The organism is Salisediminibacterium beveridgei (genome assembly GCF_001721685.1).
Lineage (GTDB): Bacteria > Bacillota > Bacilli > Bacillales > Salisediminibacteriaceae > Salisediminibacterium > Salisediminibacterium beveridgei.
On sequence record NZ_CP012502.1, the window covers coordinates 1,214,751 to 1,237,913 of the forward strand.

The following is a 23,163-nucleotide window of genomic DNA, read 5'->3' on the forward strand; positions in this document are numbered from 1 at the left end:
CAGAGAAGATATGCTCCCTGAAGCAATGCTTCGAACAGTAGAAGCGAAGAGGATGCTTGAAAATGATCCGCGACTTCGAATCAATGAAGTGGTTCGGGATGCGGGATTAAGCCGGAGTGCGTTTTACAAATATAAAGACGGCGTCTTCCCTTTTTCAACGATGATGAAGGAGAAGATCATCACCCTGACGGTTCACCTTGAAGATCAGTCAGGAGCGTTATCAAAGCTGTTATCTTTGGTTGCGGAAACTGGTGCGAACGTATTGACCATTAATCAGACGATCCCGTTGCAGGGCAGGGCCACGATTACGCTGACGATCGAAACAGCAGCAATGACAGGCGACGTGACGGTGCTATTGAGAAAATTACAACGGCTTGAACCGGTATTTAAAGTCGAACTGATTGGTTCAGGCGCATAAAAATAACGTGAATCATGACGATGAATAAAGGAGTGTTTGCAGTGGTAAAAACAGCATTTTTAGGACCTTGGGGGTCATTTACGGAAGCAGCTGCAAGGACTCTTGTACCGAACGATGAACTCATTCCGTATAAAACGATCCCGGATTCAATGGATGCGGTGAAAGAAGGGGAAGTTACTCGGGCCGTCGTTCCAATGGAAAATGCCATTGAAGGATCAGTGAATATCACCCTTGATTATTTCATTCATCACCAGCGGTTGAATATGGGCGGCGAGGTGTCGGCCCCGATTGAACAGCATCTCTTGATCCATGCCGATCACTTGGACAATTGGAAAGATGTCAAGACAGTGTATTCCCATCCGCAAGCGATTGCCCAGTGTCATCAGTTTCTCCGTAAGAACTTGCCTGACACGGATATTCATTATACGAATTCCACTGCGGAAGCGGCCAAATATATTGCGGAGCATCCGGAAGAATCGGCAGCAGCCATCGCCAATGAAGTCGCCGCAGAAGCATACAGCCTGACACTTGCTGAGACATCGATCAATGATTATCCCAATAATCAGACCCGGTTTATGCTATTAACAAATGGGGATGAAGTATTCACAAAAGAGGAACTGGGTGATACGCCATATAAAACGACACTCATGATCGGATTGTCATCAGACTTTTCCGGTGCACTGCATCAAGTCCTGGCCGCCTTTGCCTGGCGAAAAATCAACTTGACGAAAATTGAATCCCGACCGACAAAAACCGGATTGGGGAATTATTTTTTTATCGTGGATGTGGATAAAAAATACGATGATGTACTCTTGCCTGCGGCCTGTGAAGAACTGAAAGCTCTCGGGTGTGAGGTGCAGGTGCTTGGAAGCTATCCTGTTTTTTCCTGGGATCACCTCAAGAAAAATGGGAAAGGAAAAACGGTTAAAGAAGTGATATAATACGAAACGATGGGGAAGATCACCTTTCTCATCGTTTTTGTTTGAAAGATAAACCCAATCGAAATGAAAGAAGTGACTCATAGATGATTGAACAGCTAAGAGGCAGATTGATTCTCATTGAAACGGAAACCATTACTGTGGATGTCCAGGGTGTCGGGTATTTGATCTATTGCGGCAACCCGTACCGTTTTCAAGAGTGGATGGATGAAGAAATAACGGTATATACCTGTCAGCATGTCAGAGAAGATGCCATTCGCCTGTACGGTTTTCGCTACCGGGAGGAAAGGCGGTTGTTCGAAAAAATGCTTCAAGTCTCTGGGATCGGTCCCAAAGGGGCTCTTGCGATCGCGACTTCAGAACAGCCTGGTAATATCGTCGAAGCGATCGAATCGGAAAACGAAAAGTTCCTCGTGAAATTCCCGGGCGTCGGAAAGAAGACCGCAAGACAGATGATTCTGGATCTGCAGGGGAAGCTGGGTGACTTGCTTCCGGGGCTTCAGGATCATCCGAAAACCAGAAGTGACGCTGAGCCGATGCCGGTCGATCGTTCGACGTCTGCACATCCTGAACTCGATGAGGCGATGGAGGCACTGAAGGCACTCGGTTATGTGGAGCGTGAGTTAAATCGGGTGAAACCGATTCTGAAACAGGAGGACCTGTCAACGGATGCTTATATTCGCAGGGCCTTGCAGGAATTGTTGAAATTGTAATCGGTATTTGTATGGGATGGAAGAGAGGAGTGAGCTGGAATGGATGAGCGAATTGTCAGTGGTGAGCCTTTGGAAGAAGAGGAAATGCAGGAACTTTCTCTTCGTCCGCAACGGTTACATCAATACATTGGCCAAAATCAGGTCAAAGATAATCTGACAGTCTTTATCGAAGCGGCCAGGATGAGGGAAGAAGCGCTGGATCACGTGCTTCTTTATGGACCACCTGGCCTTGGGAAAACGACGCTTGCGACAATCATCTCCAATGAACTGGATGTGCAAATCCGTACGACTTCCGGTCCGGCGATCGAACGTCCTGGCGATCTGGCTGCCGTACTCACTGCCCTGGAACCAGGGGATGTGCTCTTTATCGATGAAATTCACCGGCTCAACCGGGCTGTGGAGGAAGTGCTCTACCCGGCGATGGAGGATTTCTTTTTGGACATCGTGATTGGCAAAGGCCCTACGGCAAGATCTGTCAAACTTGACTTGCCGCCGTTTACGCTGGTGGGAGCGACGACCCGTGCGGGACTTCTCTCTGCACCGCTTCGGGACCGTTTTGGTGTCATGAGCAGGCTGGAGTATTATACAGAAGACGATCTGGAAGTGATCGTAAAACGAACTGCACAGGTTTTGGATGTGGTCATTGAAGGAGATGCAGCTCAGGAGATCGCGCGGCGTTCGAGAGGGACCCCACGGGTAGCGAACCGGATCCTCCGTCGTGTACGTGATTTTGCACAGGTCAGAGGAAATGGCAAGATCACGGAATCCCTGGCGAAAGAGGCCCTGGATTTGCTTCAAGTCGATCCGTTGGGCCTTGACCATATTGATCATAAACTCTTGAAGAATATGATCCACAGCTTTAAAGGAGGGCCGGTCGGTCTGGATACCATTGCAGCGACAGTAGGGGAAGAATCAGATACGATTGAAGATGTGTATGAGCCGTATTTAATGCAGATTGGCTTTTTGCAACGGACCCCCCGGGGCCGGATGGTCACGGGGCTTGCTTATGAACATTTTCAATTGGAGGTGCCTAAGCCATGATGGATGTGCCTCGTTTACTGATCACGGGAGGGATTATTCTCATAGTGATCGGTGTGATCTGGCATTTTGGCGGCAGATTTCTGCCACTCGGCAAATTGCCCGGAGATTTTCTGTTTTCCCGTGGAAATACGACGATTTATTTTCCGCTGATGACATCGATCATCATCAGCATAATCCTGTCTCTGGCATTATATCTATACAGCCAGCGATAAACGCACGTGTTATTGAAAAAAGGAGAATGAAAGAATGGATGTATCTGCATTTGATTACGAATTACCAGAAAAACTGATCGCCCAGACCCCTTTATCCAACCGGGCCGAATCGAAATTACTCGCCATGGACCGCTCGACAGGGGAACTGGTTCATCAACAATTTTGCAATGTGCTGGATTTCCTCGAACCCGGGGATGCGCTTGTGTTGAATGATACGAAAGTACTTCCGGCAAGGTTGTATGGGATTAAAAAAGATACAGGAGCCAAAATCGAGGTCCTGCTTCTGAATGAAGAGGACAATCACGTCTGGGAAGCGTTGGTGAAACCAGCCAAACGCTTGAAAACAGGGACAGAGGTCTCGTTTGGGGACGGCATTCTGGAAGCGGTGTGCACGGAGGAATTACCGGAAGGCCGCCGCAGATTGAAGTTCCATTTTGAAGGTGTGTTTCATGAGCGGCTCGATGAACTCGGCGAAATGCCGCTGCCTCCTTATATCCAGGAGCAGCTGGAGGAGAAAGAGCGTTACCAGACCGTTTATGCGAAAAACCTTGGCAGTGCGGCGGCTCCGACAGCAGGGCTGCATTTTACGCCCGAACTGCTCGAAGATGTCCGCAGGAAAGGCGCAAATGTTGTATTTCTGACTTTGCATGTGGGTCTCGGGACGTTCAGGCCGGTTTCAGTGGATACGATTGAAGCACATAAGATGCACGCGGAGTTTTATCAGCTGTCAAAAGAATCTGCCGACGTGCTCAATCAGACCAGAAAAAACGGTGGCCGTGTGATTGCTGTCGGTACGACATCAGCGAGAACGCTTGAGACGATCGCAAGGGATCATGGTGGTGAAATCAAACCGGCATCCGGCTGGACGGATATTTTTATCTATCCAGGTTTTACATTTCAAGGGATCGACGGTCTGTTGACAAATTTTCATTTGCCGAAATCCACCCTCGTCATGCTCGTATCCGCATTTTCGAAGCGGGAATATATTCTCAATGCGTATCAATCAGCCATTGAAAAGCAGTACCGGTTCTTCAGTTTCGGCGATGCGATGCTGATCGCTGACGGTGTCGGAACCATAACAAAAGGAGAAGATCACACATGAGTGCAGTAACCTATGAACATATCAAAACGTGTAAACAATCGGGAGCGCGGCTTGGCAAGGTCCATACACCGCATGGTACGTTTGAAACACCGATCTTTATGCCTGTGGGGACACTGGCCACAGTCAAGACCATGAGTCCGGAAGATCTTCTCGGCATGAACGCACAAATTATCTTGAGTAACACCTATCATCTTTGGCTCAGACCGGGCGAAGATATTATTAAAGAGGCTGGCGGCCTGCATCAATTCATGAACTGGCATCGCCCGATTCTGACAGATTCCGGTGGTTTTCAAGTATTCAGTCTCAGTGATCTGCGCAATATTACCGAAGAAGGAGTGCACTTTCGTAATCACCTGAGCGGTGAGAAACTGTTCCTCAGCCCTGAAAAGGCTATGCGCATTCAAAATGACCTGGGCCCGGACATCATGATGGCATTTGATGAATGTCCACCGTATCCTGCGGAACATGCCTATATGAAAGCGTCTGTTGAACGGACAAGCCGTTGGGCAGAGCGCTGCCTTGAGGGGCATCAGCGCCCTCAGGACCAAGGTTTGTTCGGGATAATCCAGGGGGGCGAATACGAAGATCTCCGGAGGCAGAGTGCAGAAGATTTGGTTTCTTTGGATTTTCCCGGGTACGCCATTGGCGGATTATCCGTAGGTGAACCGAAAGACGTCATGAATCAGGTCCTTGAATTCACGACGCCTTTCCTGCCGGAGAATAAGCCCCGTTACCTGATGGGTGTTGGAACTGCTGACTCTTTGATTGACGGAGCGATTCGCGGGATCGACATGTTCGATTGTGTATTGCCTACGCGTATTGCCCGGAATGGCACATTAATGACGAGCGAGGGGAGGCTGGTCGTGCGGAATGCCAAGTTCGCCAGAGATTTCCGTCCGCTTGACGAGAACTGCGACTGCTATGTTTGTCAGAACCATTCGAGAGCGTATATCCGGCATCTGATCAAGGCGAATGAAACCCTTGGGCTCAGGCTCTGCTCCTATCATAACCTCTATTTTCTTCTGGATTTGATGGAGAAAGTCCGAGGTGCCATTCGTGAGGACAGACTGCTTGATTTCAGGGAAGAATTTTTTGAACAATATGGCTTTAATAAGCCCAATGCAAAAAACTTTTAAATTCATCGATGATTTTCGTTGATTTACACATGATTTTTTGTCTACAATGGTACGGGAGAAGAAAATCCTGTATGGGACAGGTTCCACCTGGGAACACACGCAGGTGAAAGGGGTGAAATGAATGGAATTATTCGGCGCGTTACTTCCGCTGTTGCTGATGTTTGCGATCTTCTATTTCCTGTTGATCCGTCCACAGCAAAAGCGTCAGAAGAAGATTCAGGAAATGCATCAATCTCTTCAAAAGGGAGATAGAGTGATTACGATCGGTGGCATGCACGGAACCATCGATGCAATTGATGAGGATAAAATCGTTATGAATGTGAATGGGTCAGACAAGTTGACCTTTGATCGTCAGGCTGTACGTGAAGTGATCAATCCGGACTGATGAAGGCGGCCTCCTGTATGAAATGCGGGAGGCTGTTTTACTTTTTTACATAATCGTGAATTGGAATCTATGCTAAAGTATGAAATAGAATGTCAGCTGCTACAGTAGAAGGACGTGACGTGACAGTGAATCTGAAATTGATCTATTACGGTGCGCTGATGGGGATCAGCAATATCATTCCTGGTGTCAGTGCGGGCACGATCGCTTTAATTGTCGGCATTTATGACGAGCTCCTGGTATCCGTCCGGGATTTCTTCAGTCCGAAAATCAAGCGAACCTTACCGTTTATCGTTCCGCTTGCTGTCGGCGTTATCGGTGGGATTTTGGCGTTCAGCTGGCTGATCGGCTGGCTGTTGACACATGCTTTTGAACCGGTGCAGTTCTTTTTTCTTGGACTGATACTCGGTGTATTGCCGTTCTTATTCAGAGAAGCAGATGCCAAAGAGACATTCCGGATTATACATATTACACTGCTGCTCGCCGTTGTGGCTCTCGTGATGCTGATGAATGTCTTTGCACCGGAAGAAGGGGCGCGTACAGCATATGAGCTGACGATTCAAAGTGGCCTCTGGTTATTCTCAGCAGGAATTTTTGCCAGCATGTCCTTGCTCCTGCCAGGGTTGAGCGGTGCGACGGTTTTGTTAATGTTCGGTGTATACGGGTCTGCCATCAACGCGTTATTAACTGTTGATCTGGCTGTGATTCTCGTTTTAGTTGCCGGAATCGGCATTGGTTTTATTGTCAGCAGCAGAGTGATTGCCTATGTGCTGCTGACCCACAGAACCTTGACCTACGCAGTGATCATCGGGTTACTGATCGGATCGTTGACGATCGTATTTCCTGGTATCAGTGGCCAGATTGGAATGATGCTTTTGAGTCTGTTGACGTTTGCCGGAGGGTTTGCCATTGCTTTCCGGCTGGGGAAGGCAAATGATACCAAGAACAGGGAAGGTGTGAATCCGCATGACGAATGAACAGTGGGGTTACTGGAGATTGAAGCTTGAGCCGGTATTGAAAAGTAAACAGGAAGAATGGATCCACTTCGGTCATTCCGAGGTAACCGAGCAAGTCGTTTGGGATTTATTTATCACACGTCTTGAGAAAAAGAAAGAGAAGCCGGAAACCATTCACGTGCACTGGCTGGTTCAGGAACTGATGCATTTGTCTGTCAATGATTATATGACGACACTGACAGTCGATGCTTTGAAAGGACCTGATTTGTTTGCGGATGGCAAAGCACTGGATCTTCGTTCAGATCGCGAACGTGCGTTGACAGAAGAACAGGATCATGCTGGTCATTGACACTCTGAATTGTCAATGACTATAATTAGACGATTGTAATTTGAAGTAGAACAGCAAAGACGTCAGCCTGGTGGTTCACCAAGCTGCGTCTTGACGTGTGATAAAAGGAGGAGTCAGGTTTCATGAAGAAACGACGGGGAGTGAAAAAAGGTCATATAGCTGCTTTCTTTGCCATGATTATTGCACTCAGCATATTGATTGCTGCGACGGTCATGGATCATGTGGACGACATTCGTCTCGGTCTTGATCTGCAAGGTGGTTTTGAAGTGCTCTATGAGGTGGAACCCTACGATGAAGGTACAGAGATTACCCGTGATCTATTAACAGATACCGTGTCAGCTTTGAATGCCCGAGTGGACGTGTTGGGTGTATCCGAACCGAGTATCACAATTGAAGGGGATAACCGGATCCGGGTTCAGCTGGCTGGGATCGACGATCAGGCTGCTGCACGGGAACTGTTATCCACAGAGGCGCGGTTGTCTTTTCGGGACACGGAAGATGAACTGTTAATGGATGGTTCTGACCTGGTTGAAGGCGGGGCAAGGCAGAGTTTCGAACAGGATACGAATCGGCCGATTGTGGAAGTCACCATTGATGATCCGGGTAAATTTTCAGACATCACCAGTGACATCAGTCAGCGTCAGCCGCCTGAGAACATCATGGCGATCTGGCTCGATTATGAAGAAGAAGACAATTATTACGATGAAATCGCCAAAGAAGATTCGAAAATCGTCTCTGCTCCAAGAGTACCGCGACCCCTCAGTCAGTCGAACATTATTCAGATTACCGGAGATTTCACCGTCGATTCAGCGTCGGAACTTGCAGGGATTCTGAATGCCGGTGCTTTGCCGGTATCCTTGGATGAAGTGTATTCCAACTCCGTCGGGGCATCTCTCGGTGAACGTGCCATGGAACTCGCGGTTTTTGCCGGGTATATCGGTGTGGCATTGATTTTTGGTTACATGTTGATGTATTACCGCTTCATGGGCCTCATTGCTGTATTGACCCTGTCACTCTATACGTACGTTGTACTGGTCGTCTTTGACTGGATGAACGCCGTCTTGACGTTGCCGGGAATTGCCGCATTGATTCTCGGGGTCGGTATGGCAGTGGATGCCAACATCATCACCTTTGAGCGGATCAAAGATGAAATGCGCTCAGGGAAATCGGTGATGAGTGCATTCAAAGCGGGGAGCAGGCGCTCATTGTCCACGATTCTAGACGCGAATATTACGACGATTCTTGCGGCCTCAGTATTGTTCTACTTTGGAACGAGTGCTGTACAAGGTTTCGCCTTGATGCTGATCGTCAGTATCCTGACCAGTTTCCTGACGGCTGTCCTTGGAGCCAGATTGTTCCTGGGTCTTTGGGTCAACAGCCGGATACTTAACGGCAAGCAGAAACTGTTCGGTGTAAAGGAGGGTGAAATCAGTGAACTTTAAGCATTGGAATACAAAGATTGATTTTGTCAAACATCGTAAAAAGTTCTTCATTGCTTCGACCTCCTTTATTCTGGTAGGAATTATTCTTCTGATGACCGTCGGATTAAATTTAGGGATTGATTTTCGCAGCGGTACCACTATTGATATCCTCGCTGATGAACCGGTAACGGAAGAAGAAGTCATGAGTGAATTTGAAGCCGTCGGATACATCCCGGATGATTTGACGCTGGCAGGAGATGCCAATGAAATTGGACGAGCTCAGTTCATTGGTGACTTGGATCAGGCGGAAACCCTGGAGATTCAGGACCACTTTGCTGAAGTTTATGGTAATGTACCGACGGTGAGTACCGTGACCCCGATTGTCGGTGAAGAACTTGCCCGGAATGCAGTCATTTCCGTTTTAATTGCTTCATTTGGCATCATTCTCTATGTCACGTTCCGATTTGAACTGCTTTACGGAATCTCTGCGATCGTTGCTTTATTTCATGATGCATTGCTGATCTTAATTGTCTTCAGCATTTTGCAAATGGAGGTCAATATCCCCTTCATTGCCGCAGTGCTCACGATCGTCGGCTATTCGATCAATGATACGATTGTAACCTTCGACCGGATCAGGGAAAACATGTCCTATGAGAAGAAGATCAAAGGGTTTGAAGACGTGGCGCGTGTCGTCAACAAATCACTGATTCAAACGCTCGCCCGTTCAATCAATACCGTATTGACGGTTGTATTTGCCGCAGGTGCGTTACTCATCTTTGGTGGAGAGGGACTAAGAACTTTTTCCCTTGCACTGGTTGTCGGTCTCGTTGCAGGAACGTATTCGTCACTGTTTATCGCAGCTCAGGTTTTCCTGGAACTGAAAACACGCCAGATTAAGAAACTTGAAGAGAAGCGTATTAAAGAATTACAGGAACAAGAAGAACAAGCACAAAAAGCAGAAACCACTTCACCATAACAGTTTAATCCCGTCTCATCAGAGGCGGGGTTTTCTGATGCTTTACAGGTATGTTTAAATGCACTGGAGAATGAAAGAATACGTGCAACTAAGGCCTCTGGCATTGGTTTGCGAAAAGCGAAGTTTTCTTTACGGAGAATGGACGAAGGCCGTTGCAGGAGATCTAACGCTTATGTATAATGATGTAGGTCAGGAGTGATGTTGAATGCTACAATCACAGGCGAAATGGTTGATTCCCGAATGGTCGGAGGATCAGGTGAAGGAACTGGCTGAATTGACGGGGTTATCCCATATTGCCGCCCGCTTTTTTGTCCGGCGTGGCATCACTGCAAAAGAAGATGTGATGTCGTTTTTACATATGGACCATCGTTCCCTGCATGATCCATTCCTGTTGAAAGGGATGGAGAAAACGGTTGAACGAATCATTCGAGCGATTGCAGATAAAGAGAAAATACTGATTTTTGGAGATTATGATGCAGATGGTGTTACGAGTACATCCATGATGTACCTGACGCTTAAAGAACTGGATGCGGTGGTCAGTTACTATATTCCAAATCGTTTTACGGAAGGCTATGGACCAAACGAATCTGCATTTCGACAGGCCAAAGACGAAGGCGTTGCGTTAATCATAACGGTCGATACCGGGATTTCGGGCGTACATGAAGCGCTTGTCGCAAAAGAACTGGGTGTTGATCTGATTATTACGGATCATCACGAACCGCCGCCAGCATTGCCCGATGCGTTTTCTGTCATCAATCCGAAACAGCCGGGCTGCAGCTATCCGAATCCGAATCTCGCAGGAGCAGGTGTGGCATTCAAGGTCATTCATGCCTTGACCGGAGATGTCCCGGATCACCTCCTGGACCTGGTTGCCATTGGCACAATTGCCGATCTCGTGCCACTTACAGGGGAAAACCGTTTCCTCGCAAAAGCGGGGATCGAGGCGATCCGTCACGATTGCCGCCCGGGAGTGAAAGCACTCCTGAATAAAGCAGGTGCGGACATCAGTGAACTGAACGAAGAGACTATCGGATTTCTGATCGGTCCAAGGCTGAATGCTGCAGGAAGATTGGATTCTGCGGATCCAGCGGCGGCACTCTTGATAACCGCTGATTTTTCTGAAGCGGAAGAGCTGGCGCTTTTTGTCGATGATTTGAACCGCGAGCGACAGGCCATTGTCAAAGAAATCAGTGAAGAAGCGATTGCTCAGGTGGAGGAGCAGGACATTCCGCCGGTGTTGATTGTAGGAAAAAGTGGATGGAATCCGGGTGTCATCGGGATTGTTGCAAGCAGACTGGTCGAAACCTATTATCGACCGGTGATTGTGCTCAGTTTCGATGAGGAAAAAGGCGTCGCAAAAGGCTCTGCGAGAAGTATCGAAGGCTTTGATATGTTCAAGTCACTATCCACTTGCCGTGATATTCTGCCTCATTTTGGCGGACATCCGATGGCAGCGGGGCTGACGATGAACCTGCAGGATGTCGATGATTTACGGGGACGATTATCTGAGCTGGCGTTGGAGACCATGTCAGAGGATGACTGGATCCGAAAACTCCACGTGGATCTGCCGGTGGCTATACACGAAGTGACGCTTGAAGCCATTGAGGACCTTCAAAGCATGGCGCCCTATGGGATCGGCAACCCCGCACCGAAAGTAATGCTTGATGAGGTTCAAATCAGTGCGATGCGTCAAATTGGTGCAACGGGAGATCATTTGAAATTTACACTTCGAGATGATGCGTCAGACAGAGAGCTGGATGCCATTGCTTTTCGAAAAGGAGAGCTGGCGAATGCCATTTCCATGATGTCACGATTATCCGTTGTAGGAAAACTCAGTATCAATGAGTGGAACGGGAATCGAAAACCACAATTCATGGTGGAAGATCTTCGGGTGTCAGATTGGCAGCTGTTTGATTACCGCGGAAATAAAAAATTATTTCGTCAGCAGCACTTGTTAAAACGCGATAAAGTGACTGCCGTATCATTCAGTCATTCATTTAAAAGCCTGACACAAGAACTGCCTGAAGCCTGGTCGCGTATTGAATTAAAGGGGAGTTTGCCTGATGAAGAGCAGGTGAGCCAGCTGAAAGAAGCCCAGGAAGTAGTTTTTATCGATCTGCCAATCAACCTGAATCAGGTGGAGGCTGTACTTGATAAAATGGAAGTTCTGGAGAAATTATATCCGGTCTTTCTTCATGAGGATAGCGGCAGAATCAATACAGTTCCAAGGCGGGAACAGTTTACAGAGTTATATAAACTGTTTGTGCATCAGGGGAAGATTGATATGAAACGTCACGCCCAAACGATCAGTAAACGCAAGGGCTGGTCCATGGATCATATTCGGTTCATGTGTAAGGTGTTTTCTGAGCTGGAGTTTGTTACAATTGAAAATGGCATTGTACATGCTGTTTCCAAACCGGATAAACGGGTGTTAACCGATTCGGCATTGTACCAGGAAAGTTTGGCAAAACAAGGGGTGGAGGAAAACTTGTATTATTCCTCAAGCACTGAATTGAAGCGATGGATCGATGATGTCAGAAACAATCGCGTTGCTCAATTGGAAGATTCTTCTGCCCGCCAATGAATCAGATGTAATTAATTTCATGAAGCCGGAACCAATCAATCCGGCCACAGGAGGAAGAAGATGGATTTTAAAGATCACATTACTGTAGTTGAAGATTTCCCGCATGAAGGCATCAGTTTTAAGGACATTACGACATTGATGGAGAATGGAAAGGTCTATCGCCAGGCGATTGATGAGATGGTGACTTTTGCAAAAAACCGTGGTGTGGATGTTGTCGTTGGACCTGAAGCGCGTGGATTCGTGGTAGGTTGTCCGGTGTCTTATGCACTCGAAGCGGGTTTTGTACCTGTCCGTAAAGTCGGCAAGCTGCCACGGGAAGTACTTGAAGTGGATTATGGGCTGGAATATGGCAAAGATTCGCTGAATATTCACAAGGATTCCATCAAGCCAGGTCAAAAAGTACTCATCACAGATGACCTATTGGCGACAGGAGGTACAATTCAGGCAACGATTTCCATGGTGGAGGAGCTTGGCGGCGTTGTTGTGGGCGTTGCGTTTCTAATTGAGCTGAGTTTTCTTGAGGGCCGTAAAAACCTGCAGAAATATGATGTCTATTCTTTAGTCACGTATTGAAAAACGTGCAAGGGCAGTTCAGTTTTTTTCGAGTTTTATGAATTCGCAAACGATGCTGAATGTGCTATGATGGCAACAAGTCTTTTCCTCGGAGAAGACTTTTTTCTTACACGATTCACGTGATCTTTGCAGACAGATTGCAAGGACACGAATTCTCCGAATCTACCGGGCGGTATTTTCGACGATCTAAGGTGATTTCATGACCATTGAAGAAGTATTAGAACTTGCAAATGAATATTTAAACGATGAAGATATTGCCTTTCTTCGCAAGGCCTATGAACTTGCTGAATATGCCCATCGGGAACAATACCGCAAATCCGGGGAGCCATATATCTGGCACCCTGTTCAGGTTGCGGGAATTCTTGCCGAACTCGGGATGGATCCGAATACTGTTGCGGCGGCTTTTCTCCATGATGTGGTTGAAGATACGGAAATCACCCTGGAAGATCTTGAACGGGATTTCGGTGAAGAAGTGGCGATGCTCGTCGATGGCGTTACAAAGCTCGGTAAAATTAAATACAAATCCAAAGAGGAACAACAGGCAGAAAATCACCGGAAAATGTTTGTTGCTATGGCAAGGGATATCCGTGTCATTCTGATTAAGTTGGCCGACAGGTTACATAATATGAGAACCTTGAAACACCTCCCACCGGATAAGCAGCGGAGGATTGCCAATGAAACGTTGGAAATCTTTGCGCCTTTGGCTCACCGGTTGGGGATTTCCGCGATTAAATGGGAGCTTGAAGATACAGCACTTCGCTATTTGAACCCTCAACAGTATTACCGGATTGTTAACCTGATGAAGAAAAAGCGCGCAGAACGGGAACATTATATTGAGCAAGTCCAGGATGATATCCGTGAGCGCTGTGAACAGATGGATATCAAAGCGGAGATTAATGGACGAGCAAAACATATTTACAGCATCTACCGTAAAATGGTGCTGCAAAATAAGCAATTTAATGAGATTTATGACCTGCTTGCTGTCAGAATCATCGTGCCAAGCATCAAAGATTGCTATGCGGTACTCGGGACGATTCATACCCAGTACAAACCCATGCCGGGCCGCTTTAAGGATTATATCGCGATGCCGAAAGCGAATATGTATCAGTCATTGCATACAACGGTCATTGGTCCGAAAGGGGACCCGCTGGAGGTGCAGATCCGCTCAGAGGAAATGCACAAAATTGCTGAGTTTGGTGTTGCAGCGCATTGGGCCTATAAAGAAGGAACGACCGTTGTTGATAATAAAGAAACGATGGATCAAAAACTTTCCTGGTTCAGAGAAATTCTTGAGTGGCAAAACGATGCCAATGATGCGCAGGAGTTTATGGAATCATTAAAAATAGATCTTTTCAGTGATATGGTCTTTGTATTCACCCCTAAAGGGGATGTGATCGAATTGCCGAAAGGATCAGTACCGCTTGATTTTGCCTACCGGATTCATACAGAGGTGGGAAACCGCTGTATCGGTGCAAAAGTTAACGGTAAAATGGTACCGTTGGATCATCAGCTCAAAACAGGGGACATTGTCGAAGTTCTGACATCGAAACATTCTTATGGCCCGAGTACCGATTGGCTGAAAATCACGCAAAGCTCTCATGCCAAAAATAAGATCAGACAATGGTTTAAGAAGGAAAAAAGGGAAGAAAACATTGAAAAAGGGCTGGATATGATTGAGAAAGAAGTTGAGCGAAAAGGGTATAAAGTGAAAGATATTATGACCAATGCGAATATTGCTCACGCCATTGACAAATTCAGCTTCACGTCAGAAGATGATATGTTTGCTGCGGTTGGCTACGGGGGCATCACTGCAGCTCAGATTGTCACCCGACTTACGGATGATATCCGGAAAAAAGAGGAAGAGGAAAAAGAAATCACGTCCCTGAATGAAGTGAAAGATGAAGTGAAATCACCTTCCAGTGAAAAAAATGAGGAAAAGTCCAGATCTACGAATACCGGGGTCAGGGTCAAGGGTGTGGATAATCTGTTGGTCAGATTGTCACGGTGCTGTAATCCGGTCCCGGGTGATGACATTAAAGGCTTCATTACAAAAGGACGGGGGGTTTCCGTTCATCGCGCGGACTGTCCAAATATCAATACTGAAGAAGCGATGCAGCGGCTGTTGCCCGTAGAATGGGAAGAAGATTCGAAAAAAAACAAAGACGTATAACGTGGACATAGAGATCAATGGCTACGATCGAAGAGCACTCTTGAATGATGTGCTACAGGCGGTGGCAGAATCAAAAACGAATATCAATGCGGTCTCAGGGCGGTCGGATAAAAATAAAATGGCGACGATCAACATGACTGTAGCCATTCAAAATGTCGCCCACTTACAACGGGTTGTTGACCGTATCAAACAGATTACGGACATATACGCTGTCCGGAGAATCATGAATTGACCGTTACTGATAAAGGACGATGGAGGAAGAGGAATGCGAACAATAGTGCAACGGGTATCCAGAGCAGCGGTTACTGTAAATGATCAGACTACCGGGGCAATTGAAAATGGACTGATGCTCCTGGTTGGTGTAACACATGAAGATACGGCAGAAGATGCGAAATGGATGGCGGATAAAATCGGCAATTTGCGGATATTTGAGGATGATGATGAAAAATTGAATCTTTCCGTAAAGGACACCGCTGGCGGAATTCTGTCGATTTCCCAGTTTACAGTCTATGGGGACTGCAAAAAAGGTCGCCGGCCGAATTTCATGGCTGCAGCCAAGCCCGATCATGCAACGGCAGTTTATGAACAATTCAACCGTTTTCTGCAAGAAGATCATGGCCTGACTGTGGAAACCGGTGTATTTGGAGCCATGATGGACGTAGAACTGGTAAACCATGGACCTGTCACGCTTGTTGTAGAGAGCAAAAATTCCTGATTCACAGGTTGACAAGCAATCCCATGATTGAGTATGATAGATAACAATTGAACAAGCGCGAATTGCCGATGAGGGAGAAGAGTAGTAGAGATCGTCAGTCCCAGAGAAGAAATGCCAAAGGCTGGAAGCATTTCTGATTGTCCTCTATGAATGAACACTCCTTAGGCTTTCTTCTGAACCGTTTTTTTCAGTAGGGAGAAACGTTGCCGGGCGTTAACCGGTAAAGAGGGGGAATTCAGAATTCCCCAATAAGGGTGGTACCACGGGAAGTTAACTCTCGTCCCTGTTTTGATTTCAAAACAGGGACGGGAGTTTTTTGTTTTCAGATAAAAGTTTCGACCATGCAATCGGTGAAAGGATGAATCATATGAAATTTTCAATCCCGAGAGGCACTCAGGACATACTGCCGGGTGAATCGGAAAAATGGCAATACATCGAAGAAAAAGCAAGAGAACTTTGCAGACGCTATCACTATCAGGAAATCCGCACACCAATTTTTGAACAGACAGAGCTGTTTGCCAGAGGCGTTGGTGATACGACGGATATTGTCCAAAAAGAGATGTACACTTTTGAGGACCGGGGCGGCCGAAGCTTAACACTCAGGCCGGAAGGAACGGCTTCCACCGTTCGTTCCTTTGTGGATCAGAAAATGCACGGTTGGGCTGACCAGCCGGTAAAATTGTATTATATCGGTCCGATGTTCCGCTATGAACGCCCTCAATCTGGCAGAATGCGCCAATTTGTCCAGTTTGGTGTGGAAGCCATGGGCAGCAGCGATCCGGCAATTGATGCCGAGGTCATTGGTCTTGCAATGGACTTTTATAAGGAACTTGGACTGACGGGGGTTAAATTAGTCTTGAACAGCCTCGGTGATCAGGAAAGTCGTTCGAATCACCGTGAAGCACTCGTGAAGCACTTTGAACCGGTGATTGGGGAATTGTGCAGTGATTGTCAGGAACGCCTCACAAAAAATCCATTGCGTATCCTCGACTGTAAAAAAGACAGCGAGCATGAAAAGCAGGCAACTGCGCCATCCATTCTCGACTATTTGAACGAAGAGTCTTCCGTTTATTTTGACAAAGTGAAAAAGTATCTCGAAGATATGGAGATTCCATATGTCGTGGATCCGGGACTTGTCAGGGGTCTGGATTACTACAATAACACAGCTTTTGAAATCATGATTGACGGTGAGGGATTCGGTGCGATTACGACCTTAATGGGGGGTGGTCGTTATAACGGACTTGTCGAAGAAATCGGGGGACCGGAAACACCCGGAATTGGTTTTGCGCTCAGTATTGAAAGGCTGTTAATGGCACTTGAAACCCAGGGAATTAAACTGCCTGCTGATCACCAAGTGGATGCCTACCTCGTGACGATGGGGGAGCTGGCGAAAGATCAGGCGCCTTCTTTGATTCACAAGTTACGGCATGCAGGATTATCCGTGGATACGGATTATCTTTCACGGAAAATGAAAGGGCAGATGAAAGCTGCCGGAAGAATCAATGCCGGGTACGCCTTGATTCTTGGTGATGAGGAAGTGCAAGCCGGAACGATTGAAGTAAAGCATATGTTAACCGGTTCTCAGGAAACGGTTAACATCAGTGAATTGACCGACTATCTTAAAGAAGGAAAGACGAAAGGGGAATCATAATGCAGGAGCGCACACACATCTGTGGGGAATTAAATGAAATGCATATTGGGGAAACGGTAATTTTACAAGGCTGGGTAAAGCGGCGCCGTGACCTGGGAGAACTGATTTTTGTTGACTTGAGAGACCGTTCCGGGTACGTCCAGATCGTTTTTAATGGTGATGAGAACCGGGAAGCTCATGCGCTCGCGGAAAAAATACGCAGCGAGTACGTGATTGAAGTGACAGGCACCGTTATGAAACGGGATGCTGAGAATGTGAATGAGAAGATCTCTACAGGGACGATTGAAATTAACGTCACGGACATCACGATCTTGAATAAAGCAAAGGGCCTTCCTTTCATGATTGAGGATGAGCAGGAGATCAATGAAGATGTGAGGCTGAAATACCGGTATCTGGATTTGAGAAGACAGAAAATGGCAGATACCATGCATATGCGTTACAGAACGACAAAACTTATCCGCGATATTCTCGATGAAGAGGCGTTTATGGAGATCGAAACGCCGATTCTGACGAAGAGCACACCGGAAGGTGCGCGGGATTATTTGGTGCCTTCCCGTGTTCACGGCGGTTCGTTTTATGCATTACCGCAGTCTCCGCAGCTTTTTAAACAATTGCTGATGGTCTCCGGTTTTGAGCGTTACTATCAGATTGCCCGATGTTTTCGTGATGAGGATCTCAGAGCAGACCGGCAGCCGGAATTCACGCAGGTGGATATCGAAGCCTCCTTCATGGGTAAGGAAGCGATGCTCTCCATGATGGAAAAGATGATGATCCAACTCGTAAAGACCTTAAAGGGGGCCGATGTGCAGGCGCCTTTCCCGCGTTTGACCTACCATGAAGCGATGGAACGTTTCGGTTCCGATAAACCGGATTTACGATTCGGTATGGAATTAAAGAATGTATCTGAACTGGTGAAAGATTCGTCATTTAAGGTCTTTTCCGGAACCGTTGAACGTGGTGATGTAGTGAAAGGGATCTGCGTGAAAGGGATTGGACCGGACAATTCCCGCAAAGACCTCGATAATCTGTCCGCGTTTGCAGAAATCTATGGCGCGAAAGGACTTGCCTGGTTGAAGGTTGAAGATGATGGTGAATTGAAAGGCCCGATAGCCAAGTTCTTCAATGACGAAAAGTCAAAAGCGCTGATCGATATCTTCGATGCTTCAACTGATGATGTGCTGTTATTCGTGGCGGATAAACGAAAAGTAGCAAATGATGTCCTCGGAAACCTGCGAAATAAATTTGCAAAAGAGTTGAAGCTGTTCGACCCGAAAGACTTCAACTTCCTTTGGGTGACGGAATTCCCGCTGCTCTCTTATGATGAGGAGATGGGTCGTTATATGGCTGAGCATCATCCATTCACACGACCTGTTGCAGCTGACGAGGCGCTTTTGACAGAATCGCCCGAAAAGGTTCGTGCAGAAGCATATGACCTGGTTTTGAACGGCTATGAACTTGGCGGCGGTTCCCAGCGTATTTATGAACGTGACCTTCAGGAGAAGATGTTTTCGGCACTCGGTTTTACCGATGAAGAAGCAAAATCCCAGTTTGGGTTCCTGCTCGATGCCTTTGAATACGGTACTCCTCCTCATGGCGGCATCGCTTTAGGTCTTGACCGTCTTGTCATGATCCTGGCCGAACGAACGAACCTGCGTGATACAATTGCCTTTCCGAAGACGGCCAGTGCGAACTGTCTGTTAACCAATGCGCCAAGTGGTGTCAGTGATGCGCAGCTGGATGAATTGAAACTGGCCGTTAAAGACCAGAAGCCCGCTGATTCATAAGGTTCATGATTTTTAGAAAAATAAGGATAAAAAATGTTCACTGATCGGACCATGTAAGCTCTTGTGTTTTTTCTGATTCAGAGGTAAAATAAGAGTAATCAATAAAGCATATGTGTAAAGAGTTCCTGTGGTGTTCGTTAAAAACTTAACGTTTTGAGCCAACACTTATACATCGGGAGCCTGAACCTTGAGTTTCAGCAACAATAACATGCCCCGTAAATGGGGAAGTTAGCGGTGCTGAACAGGGCACCCACCTGCCAATGCAGGTTCAAACCAAGGTCAATGGACGGCATTCACGGGACTCTTATTTATACGCACAGCCGTATTGTCAGTCAGCTCTGGCAATGCTATAATCAGATACGATTCATCAGGGCACTCCTCTTATATGGAGTGCTCTTTTATCTTTTCAGACTTTGCTTTGAGATTGCAAAAACGATTCACGCAGGGTTAAGAACAGGAGGAAATCATGCATCATCAATTTTCAAGAAATGAACTGGCTATCGGTGAAGATGGTCTTGAACGATTGAAAAACAAAACAGTAGCTGTACTCGGAATCGGTGGTGTCGGATCATTTTCTGCAGAGGCGTTAGTACGATCAGGGGTTGGACGAATTATTCTTGTGGATAAAGACGATATTGATATCACGAATGTGAACCGCCAGATTCACGCGCTGTTGTCGACCGTCGGGAAACCTAAAGTTGATGTGATGAAAGAACGGATGATGGATATTAATCCAGACTGTGAGATCATTGCGTTAAAAATGTTTTATACGGATGAGACCTATGAAACCTTTTTCTCTTATCAACCGGATTATGTCATCGATGCATCGGATACGGTCAGTTATAAGATTCATCTCATGAAAGAGTGCCTTAACCGGAAAATACCCATTATTTCTGCAATGGGGGCTGCTAACAAAATGGATCCTTCCCGTCTGGAAATTGCGGATATTTCAGATACCCGATACGACCCATTGGCGAAAGTCATCAGAACCCGTCTTCGCAAAGAGGGTATTCACAGTGGAGTGGAAGTGGTTTACTCTGAGGAACAGCCGATTGTGATTCGTGAGGAAATCCGTCAGAAAATAGTTTCGGAACAAGCTGAAAAAGGAAGCATTCGAAAAGCCAAACTCCCGCCCTCTTCAAACGCATTTGTTCCGTCTGTTTCAGGGTTGATGATGGCAGGTCACGTCATTACCAGACTTTTGGATGGGATTTCGATTCATAGAAACAACTGAATTTCACAGGTATTTCAGCTGTTTTATTTATATTTTCATACAAGTGTCAGTTTGTGAATTAAATAACACTACACAAACGTTAAAAAACAATAAACGATAATAAGAGGAGATTCTTTCGGAATTTGTATAGACAAGATGGAAATCTAATATTTCTTGTCATATGCTATTGAAAGAATCTCTAGTTTTTTCTACAATGAAAGCACTTACATAAGGTCATCTGATGACTGCTGCAGCAGAACGACGAGATGAGCTTAGGTAAACCAAATGGAGAGTTTGTCAAACCAAAGAATTAAATCAAACGGGGGGATGTTGAGTGTTATTTTTAACAGCGATTAGTGCCATTTTATTTCCGTTCATTTTTCTTGTACTATTTCGTATGCCGGCAAAAAAAGGGATGCTGTTTAGTGCAATCATCTTTATTTTACTGGCGTTTCTGGTATGGGGGATGGATCTTCATACACTGAGTGCATCGATTTTGGAAGGTTTTCACAGAGCGGTGACAATTCTGTTTATTCTATTGGGAGCGATTGTTCTCCTGAATACGCTTAGGCAAACAGGTGCCGTTGAACGAATTAACGAAGGTTTCAGAAACATTTCACCGGATATGCGTGTACAGGTAGTCATTGTTGCATTCCTGTTCGGGAGTCTGATCGAAGGTGCTGCCGGATTTGGTACACCAGCAGCTGTCACAGGGCCTTTGATGGTTGCACTCGGTTTCACACCACTAGCGGCTGCGACTACGGCATTGATTGCCGATAGTACATCAGTATCTTTTGGAGCAGTTGGTACACCGGTTATTGTCGGCTTAAGTAACATAGAAGGTGCCGGGGCAGAGATGTTCCAGGAGGTAGCCATCCGCATCACGATGATGGATCTTCTTGTCGGTACACTCGTACCTTTCGCCCTAGTTGTGGTATTGACCGTTGCATTCGGTAAAAAGCGTGGCATGTCGTCTATCTTCTCCATGTTGCCTTGGTCTTTGCTCGTCGGGTTTACGTACACCATTTCGGCATTTGTTTACGCTTACTTGTTCGGACCGGAATTCGTTGCCATTCTGGCTTCAATGACGGCACTGGCTGTTGCAACAGTCACAGCGAAGAAGAAAATTTTGCTTCCAAAAGAAGTTTGGCAAGATGCGCTTCAGGATGACTTTGTTGTGCCGGACACGAAATCTGAAATGAGTCTCTTATCAGCATGGAGCCCGTACATGATTGTTGTCGTATTGCTCTTGTTGACGCGAATTGTTGAACCGATTCAAAACTTTACGCAAACAGCGATTGATTTCGGGTGGAATGACATTTTAGGTGTTGAGGGCGTTTCGTCAGCGTGGCAAGTGCTCTATTCACCTGGTGCTGTACTCTTATTGGCTGCCTTCATTTCTGTTTTCACCCAGAAGAAGAAACTGTCTAACTTTGTAACAGCAACGAAGCAGTCCTTGGGGACCATTCAAGGAGCGGCGTTGGCGCTCTTACCGACACTGGCCCTGGTACAGGTATTTACGAACTCAGGAATGAATGCCCAAGATCTAGTTTCCATGCCGCAGCACATTGCAACGGTAATGGCAGGATCGCTCGGCGGAATGTGGCTTTTTGTTGCACCGTACCTCGGGTTACTCGGTTCCTTTATTACAGGAAGTGCTACCGTATCCACCTTGACGTTTGCACCGATCCAATACAGTGCAGCATTGGATACAGGCCTTAATGTGAATCTGATCTTGGGTCAACAAATCGCAGGTGCAGCAGCCGGGAACATGATTTGTGTTCATAACGTTGTTGCCGCCGCTGCTGTTGTAGGAATGGTTGGTAAAGAAGGCGACATCATCCGGAAGACGTTGATTCCAGCACTTCTGTACGGACTGTTTCTTGGTATCGCAGGAACCATCGTATTGCTGATTATCTGATCGAAGGTGTTAAAAACAGGGCAAACGTTCAACGTTTGCCCTTCTTTTTAAACACAGAATGATAGAAAGTCTTTACATGTAAAAACGCTTTCAGTACAATGAATTTGATCAAAAAATTTTTTACGTCAACTCATCCGGTCATCAGATGAGTGCAAAAAAGCGCGGGGAGGCATATATATGAAGGTGTCATTATTTTTAACCTGTTTGGCAGATGTTGTTTACCCTTCTTCTGTTGGACAAAGCTCGGTTGAAGTTCTTGAGAGACTCGGTTGTGAAGTGGATTTTCCAAAGCAGCAAACCTGTTGCGGACAGCCTGCATTCAACAGTGGTTTTCACAGGGAGTCAAGGGATGTTGCGAAACATATGATTAAAGTATTCGAGAATGCCGAATACGTCGTTTCACCATCTGGTTCCTGTACAGCCATGTTTCACGAATATCCAAAGCTCTTCGAAGAGGATGCCGAGTGGCTGGAAAAAGCAGAAGCATTGAAAGCGAAATCGTATGAATTAACCCAGTTTATTGTCGATGTTCTGAAGGTGGAAGACGTCGGAGCATCGTTTGATGCCAGTGTCACTTATCACACGTCGTGCCATATGACCAGACTCCTTGGGGTGAAAGATGCGCCGATGAAACTGTTGAACAATGTGAAAGGGTTGAAATTCACTGAGCTGCCGAATAAGGAGAATTGCTGCGGTTTTGGTGGGACATTCAGTGTGAAAATGGTACCGATCTCTGAACAAATGGTCAATGAGAAAGTCGAACACATTCATGAAACCGGTGCGAACGTTCTTATCGGAGCGGATCTTGGCTGTTTGATGAATATTGGTGGACGACTTGATCGGCATGGTAAACCGGTGAAGATGATGCACATTGCTGAAGTACTTAATTCGCAAGCATAAGGGGTGTT

General features: G+C 46.5%; 22 protein-coding genes, 1 other RNA gene and 1 other annotated feature. All 23 genes read left to right on the plus strand.

Annotated features, from left to right (window positions below):
* Positions 1-10: 10 nt before the first annotated feature.
* A complete protein-coding gene (locus BBEV_RS05520; protein WP_069366612.1) occupies positions 11-418 on the plus strand; it encodes an ACT domain-containing protein in 408 nt (135 codons plus the stop codon).
* 41 nt (positions 419-459) lie between these two features.
* Positions 460-1,359: a prephenate dehydratase gene (gene pheA, locus BBEV_RS05525; protein WP_407690239.1), complete on the plus strand. Its 900-nt coding sequence runs from the start codon at positions 460-462 to the stop codon at positions 1,357-1,359.
* Positions 1,360-1,442: 83 nt separating this feature from the next.
* Positions 1,443-2,069 carry a Holliday junction branch migration protein RuvA gene (gene ruvA / locus BBEV_RS05530; protein ID WP_069364561.1) on the plus strand — a complete coding sequence of 209 codons (627 nt, stop codon included), beginning with the start codon at positions 1,443-1,445 and terminating at the stop codon, positions 2,067-2,069.
* Between the two features lie 39 nt (positions 2,070-2,108).
* Positions 2,109-3,110, plus strand: a complete 1,002-nt coding sequence (gene ruvB / locus BBEV_RS05535) for a Holliday junction branch migration DNA helicase RuvB (RefSeq protein WP_069364562.1) — start codon at positions 2,109-2,111, stop codon at positions 3,108-3,110.
* Positions 3,107-3,322 carry a DUF2905 domain-containing protein gene (locus tag BBEV_RS05540; protein ID WP_069364563.1) on the plus strand — a complete coding sequence of 72 codons (216 nt, stop codon included), beginning with the start codon at positions 3,107-3,109 and terminating at the stop codon, positions 3,320-3,322. Before ruvB ends, BBEV_RS05540 begins: the two co-directional genes overlap by 4 nt.
* Positions 3,323-3,356: 34 nt before the next feature.
* Positions 3,357-4,424 (plus strand): tRNA preQ1(34) S-adenosylmethionine ribosyltransferase-isomerase QueA, encoded by a 1,068-nt coding sequence (queA, locus tag BBEV_RS05545; protein ID WP_069364564.1) that lies wholly within the window; start codon positions 3,357-3,359, stop codon positions 4,422-4,424.
* Positions 4,421-5,560 carry a tRNA guanosine(34) transglycosylase Tgt gene (gene tgt, locus BBEV_RS05550; protein ID WP_069364565.1) on the plus strand — a complete coding sequence of 380 codons (1,140 nt, stop codon included), beginning with the start codon at positions 4,421-4,423 and terminating at the stop codon, positions 5,558-5,560. Before queA ends, tgt begins: the two co-directional genes overlap by 4 nt.
* Positions 5,561-5,681: 121 nt before the next feature.
* Positions 5,682-5,945, plus strand: coding sequence for a preprotein translocase subunit YajC (yajC, locus tag BBEV_RS05555; RefSeq protein WP_069364566.1), 264 nt, complete (start codon positions 5,682-5,684; stop codon positions 5,943-5,945).
* A gap of 89 nt (positions 5,946-6,034) precedes the next feature.
* Positions 6,035-6,919 (plus strand): DUF368 domain-containing protein, encoded by an 885-nt coding sequence (locus BBEV_RS05560; protein ID WP_069364567.1) that lies wholly within the window; start codon positions 6,035-6,037, stop codon positions 6,917-6,919.
* The gene (locus tag BBEV_RS05565) at positions 6,909-7,247 is read left to right on the plus strand and encodes a post-transcriptional regulator (protein ID WP_069364568.1); all 339 of its coding nucleotides are present in this window, start codon (positions 6,909-6,911) and stop codon (positions 7,245-7,247) included. Before BBEV_RS05560 ends, BBEV_RS05565 begins: the two co-directional genes overlap by 11 nt.
* A gap of 122 nt (positions 7,248-7,369) precedes the next feature.
* A complete protein-coding gene (gene secD, locus BBEV_RS17125; RefSeq protein WP_084007244.1) occupies positions 7,370-8,689 on the plus strand; it encodes a protein translocase subunit SecD in 1,320 nt (439 codons plus the stop codon).
* Complete coding sequence (secF, locus tag BBEV_RS17130; RefSeq protein ID WP_084007245.1) at positions 8,679-9,644, plus strand: protein translocase subunit SecF; 966 nt, start codon at positions 8,679-8,681, stop codon at positions 9,642-9,644. Before secD ends, secF begins: the two co-directional genes overlap by 11 nt.
* A 205-nt stretch (positions 9,645-9,849) precedes the next feature.
* On the plus strand, positions 9,850-12,228 hold the full coding sequence (gene recJ, locus BBEV_RS05575) for a single-stranded-DNA-specific exonuclease RecJ (RefSeq protein WP_069364569.1): 2,379 nt from the start codon (positions 9,850-9,852) through the stop codon (positions 12,226-12,228).
* A gap of 60 nt (positions 12,229-12,288) precedes the next feature.
* The gene (locus BBEV_RS05580) at positions 12,289-12,801 is read left to right on the plus strand and encodes an adenine phosphoribosyltransferase (RefSeq protein WP_069364570.1); all 513 of its coding nucleotides are present in this window, start codon (positions 12,289-12,291) and stop codon (positions 12,799-12,801) included.
* 199 nt (positions 12,802-13,000) lie between these two features.
* A complete protein-coding gene (locus tag BBEV_RS05585; protein ID WP_407690240.1) occupies positions 13,001-14,971 on the plus strand; it encodes a RelA/SpoT family protein in 1,971 nt (656 codons plus the stop codon).
* A 1-nt stretch (position 14,972) separates the two neighbouring features.
* Entirely contained in the window at positions 14,973-15,203 is a 231-nt protein-coding gene (locus BBEV_RS17995; RefSeq protein WP_407690241.1) for an ACT domain-containing protein, read from the plus strand.
* 33 nt (positions 15,204-15,236) lie between these two features.
* Positions 15,237-15,686: a D-aminoacyl-tRNA deacylase gene (gene dtd / locus BBEV_RS05590; protein WP_069364571.1), complete on the plus strand. Its 450-nt coding sequence runs from the start codon at positions 15,237-15,239 to the stop codon at positions 15,684-15,686.
* A 59-nt stretch (positions 15,687-15,745) separates the two neighbouring features.
* Positions 15,746-15,974 (plus strand) — a binding site (T-box leader).
* A gap of 79 nt (positions 15,975-16,053) precedes the next feature.
* A complete protein-coding gene (gene hisS / locus BBEV_RS05595) occupies positions 16,054-17,337 on the plus strand; it encodes a histidine--tRNA ligase (RefSeq protein WP_069366613.1) in 1,284 nt (427 codons plus the stop codon).
* Entirely contained in the window at positions 17,337-19,121 is a 1,785-nt protein-coding gene (gene aspS, locus BBEV_RS05600) for an aspartate--tRNA ligase (RefSeq protein ID WP_069364572.1), read from the plus strand. Before hisS ends, aspS begins: the two co-directional genes overlap by 1 nt.
* A 119-nt stretch (positions 19,122-19,240) precedes the next feature.
* A non-coding RNA gene (gene ssrS, locus BBEV_RS05605) (6S RNA) lies at positions 19,241-19,427 on the plus strand.
* A gap of 160 nt (positions 19,428-19,587) precedes the next feature.
* Positions 19,588-20,355, plus strand: a complete 768-nt coding sequence (locus tag BBEV_RS05610) for a tRNA threonylcarbamoyladenosine dehydratase (protein WP_069364573.1) — start codon at positions 19,588-19,590, stop codon at positions 20,353-20,355.
* A 313-nt stretch (positions 20,356-20,668) separates the two neighbouring features.
* Complete coding sequence (locus BBEV_RS05615) at positions 20,669-22,255, plus strand: L-lactate permease (protein ID WP_069364574.1); 1,587 nt, start codon at positions 20,669-20,671, stop codon at positions 22,253-22,255.
* Positions 22,256-22,432: 177 nt separating this feature from the next.
* On the plus strand, positions 22,433-23,155 hold the full coding sequence (locus tag BBEV_RS05620; protein ID WP_069364575.1) for a (Fe-S)-binding protein: 723 nt from the start codon (positions 22,433-22,435) through the stop codon (positions 23,153-23,155).
* The last annotated feature ends 8 nt before the right edge of the window (positions 23,156-23,163 follow it).

Excerpts from the sequence above, each read along its gene's own strand:
- queA (WP_069364564.1), top strand. The coding sequence starts at position 3,357 with ATGGATGTATCTGCATTTGATTACGAATTACCAGAAAAACTGATCGCC.
- ruvB (WP_069364562.1), top strand. The coding sequence starts at position 2,109 with ATGGATGAGCGAATTGTCAGTGGTGAGCCTTTGGAAGAAGAGGAAATG.
- aspS (WP_069364572.1), top strand. The coding sequence starts at position 17,337 with ATGCAGGAGCGCACACACATCTGTGGGGAATTAAATGAAATGCATATT.
- yajC (WP_069364566.1), top strand. The coding sequence starts at position 5,682 with ATGGAATTATTCGGCGCGTTACTTCCGCTGTTGCTGATGTTTGCGATC.
- tgt (WP_069364565.1), top strand. The coding sequence starts at position 4,421 with ATGAGTGCAGTAACCTATGAACATATCAAAACGTGTAAACAATCGGGA.
- BBEV_RS05585 (WP_407690240.1), top strand. The coding sequence starts at position 13,001 with ATGACCATTGAAGAAGTATTAGAACTTGCAAATGAATATTTAAACGAT.
- BBEV_RS05560 (WP_069364567.1), top strand. The coding sequence starts at position 6,035 with ATGTCAGCTGCTACAGTAGAAGGACGTGACGTGACAGTGAATCTGAAA.
- secD (WP_084007244.1), top strand. The coding sequence starts at position 7,370 with ATGAAGAAACGACGGGGAGTGAAAAAAGGTCATATAGCTGCTTTCTTT.
- ruvA (WP_069364561.1), top strand. The coding sequence starts at position 1,443 with ATGATTGAACAGCTAAGAGGCAGATTGATTCTCATTGAAACGGAAACC.
- BBEV_RS05520 (WP_069366612.1), top strand. The coding sequence starts at position 11 with ATGCTCCCTGAAGCAATGCTTCGAACAGTAGAAGCGAAGAGGATGCTT.
- BBEV_RS05565 (WP_069364568.1), top strand. The coding sequence starts at position 6,909 with ATGACGAATGAACAGTGGGGTTACTGGAGATTGAAGCTTGAGCCGGTA.
- dtd (WP_069364571.1), top strand. The coding sequence starts at position 15,237 with ATGCGAACAATAGTGCAACGGGTATCCAGAGCAGCGGTTACTGTAAAT.
- BBEV_RS05620 (WP_069364575.1), top strand. The coding sequence starts at position 22,433 with ATGAAGGTGTCATTATTTTTAACCTGTTTGGCAGATGTTGTTTACCCT.
- hisS (WP_069366613.1), top strand. The coding sequence starts at position 16,054 with ATGAAATTTTCAATCCCGAGAGGCACTCAGGACATACTGCCGGGTGAA.
- BBEV_RS05610 (WP_069364573.1), top strand. The coding sequence starts at position 19,588 with ATGCATCATCAATTTTCAAGAAATGAACTGGCTATCGGTGAAGATGGT.
- recJ (WP_069364569.1), top strand. The coding sequence starts at position 9,850 with ATGCTACAATCACAGGCGAAATGGTTGATTCCCGAATGGTCGGAGGAT.
- BBEV_RS05580 (WP_069364570.1), top strand. The coding sequence starts at position 12,289 with ATGGATTTTAAAGATCACATTACTGTAGTTGAAGATTTCCCGCATGAA.
- BBEV_RS05540 (WP_069364563.1), top strand. The coding sequence starts at position 3,107 with ATGATGGATGTGCCTCGTTTACTGATCACGGGAGGGATTATTCTCATA.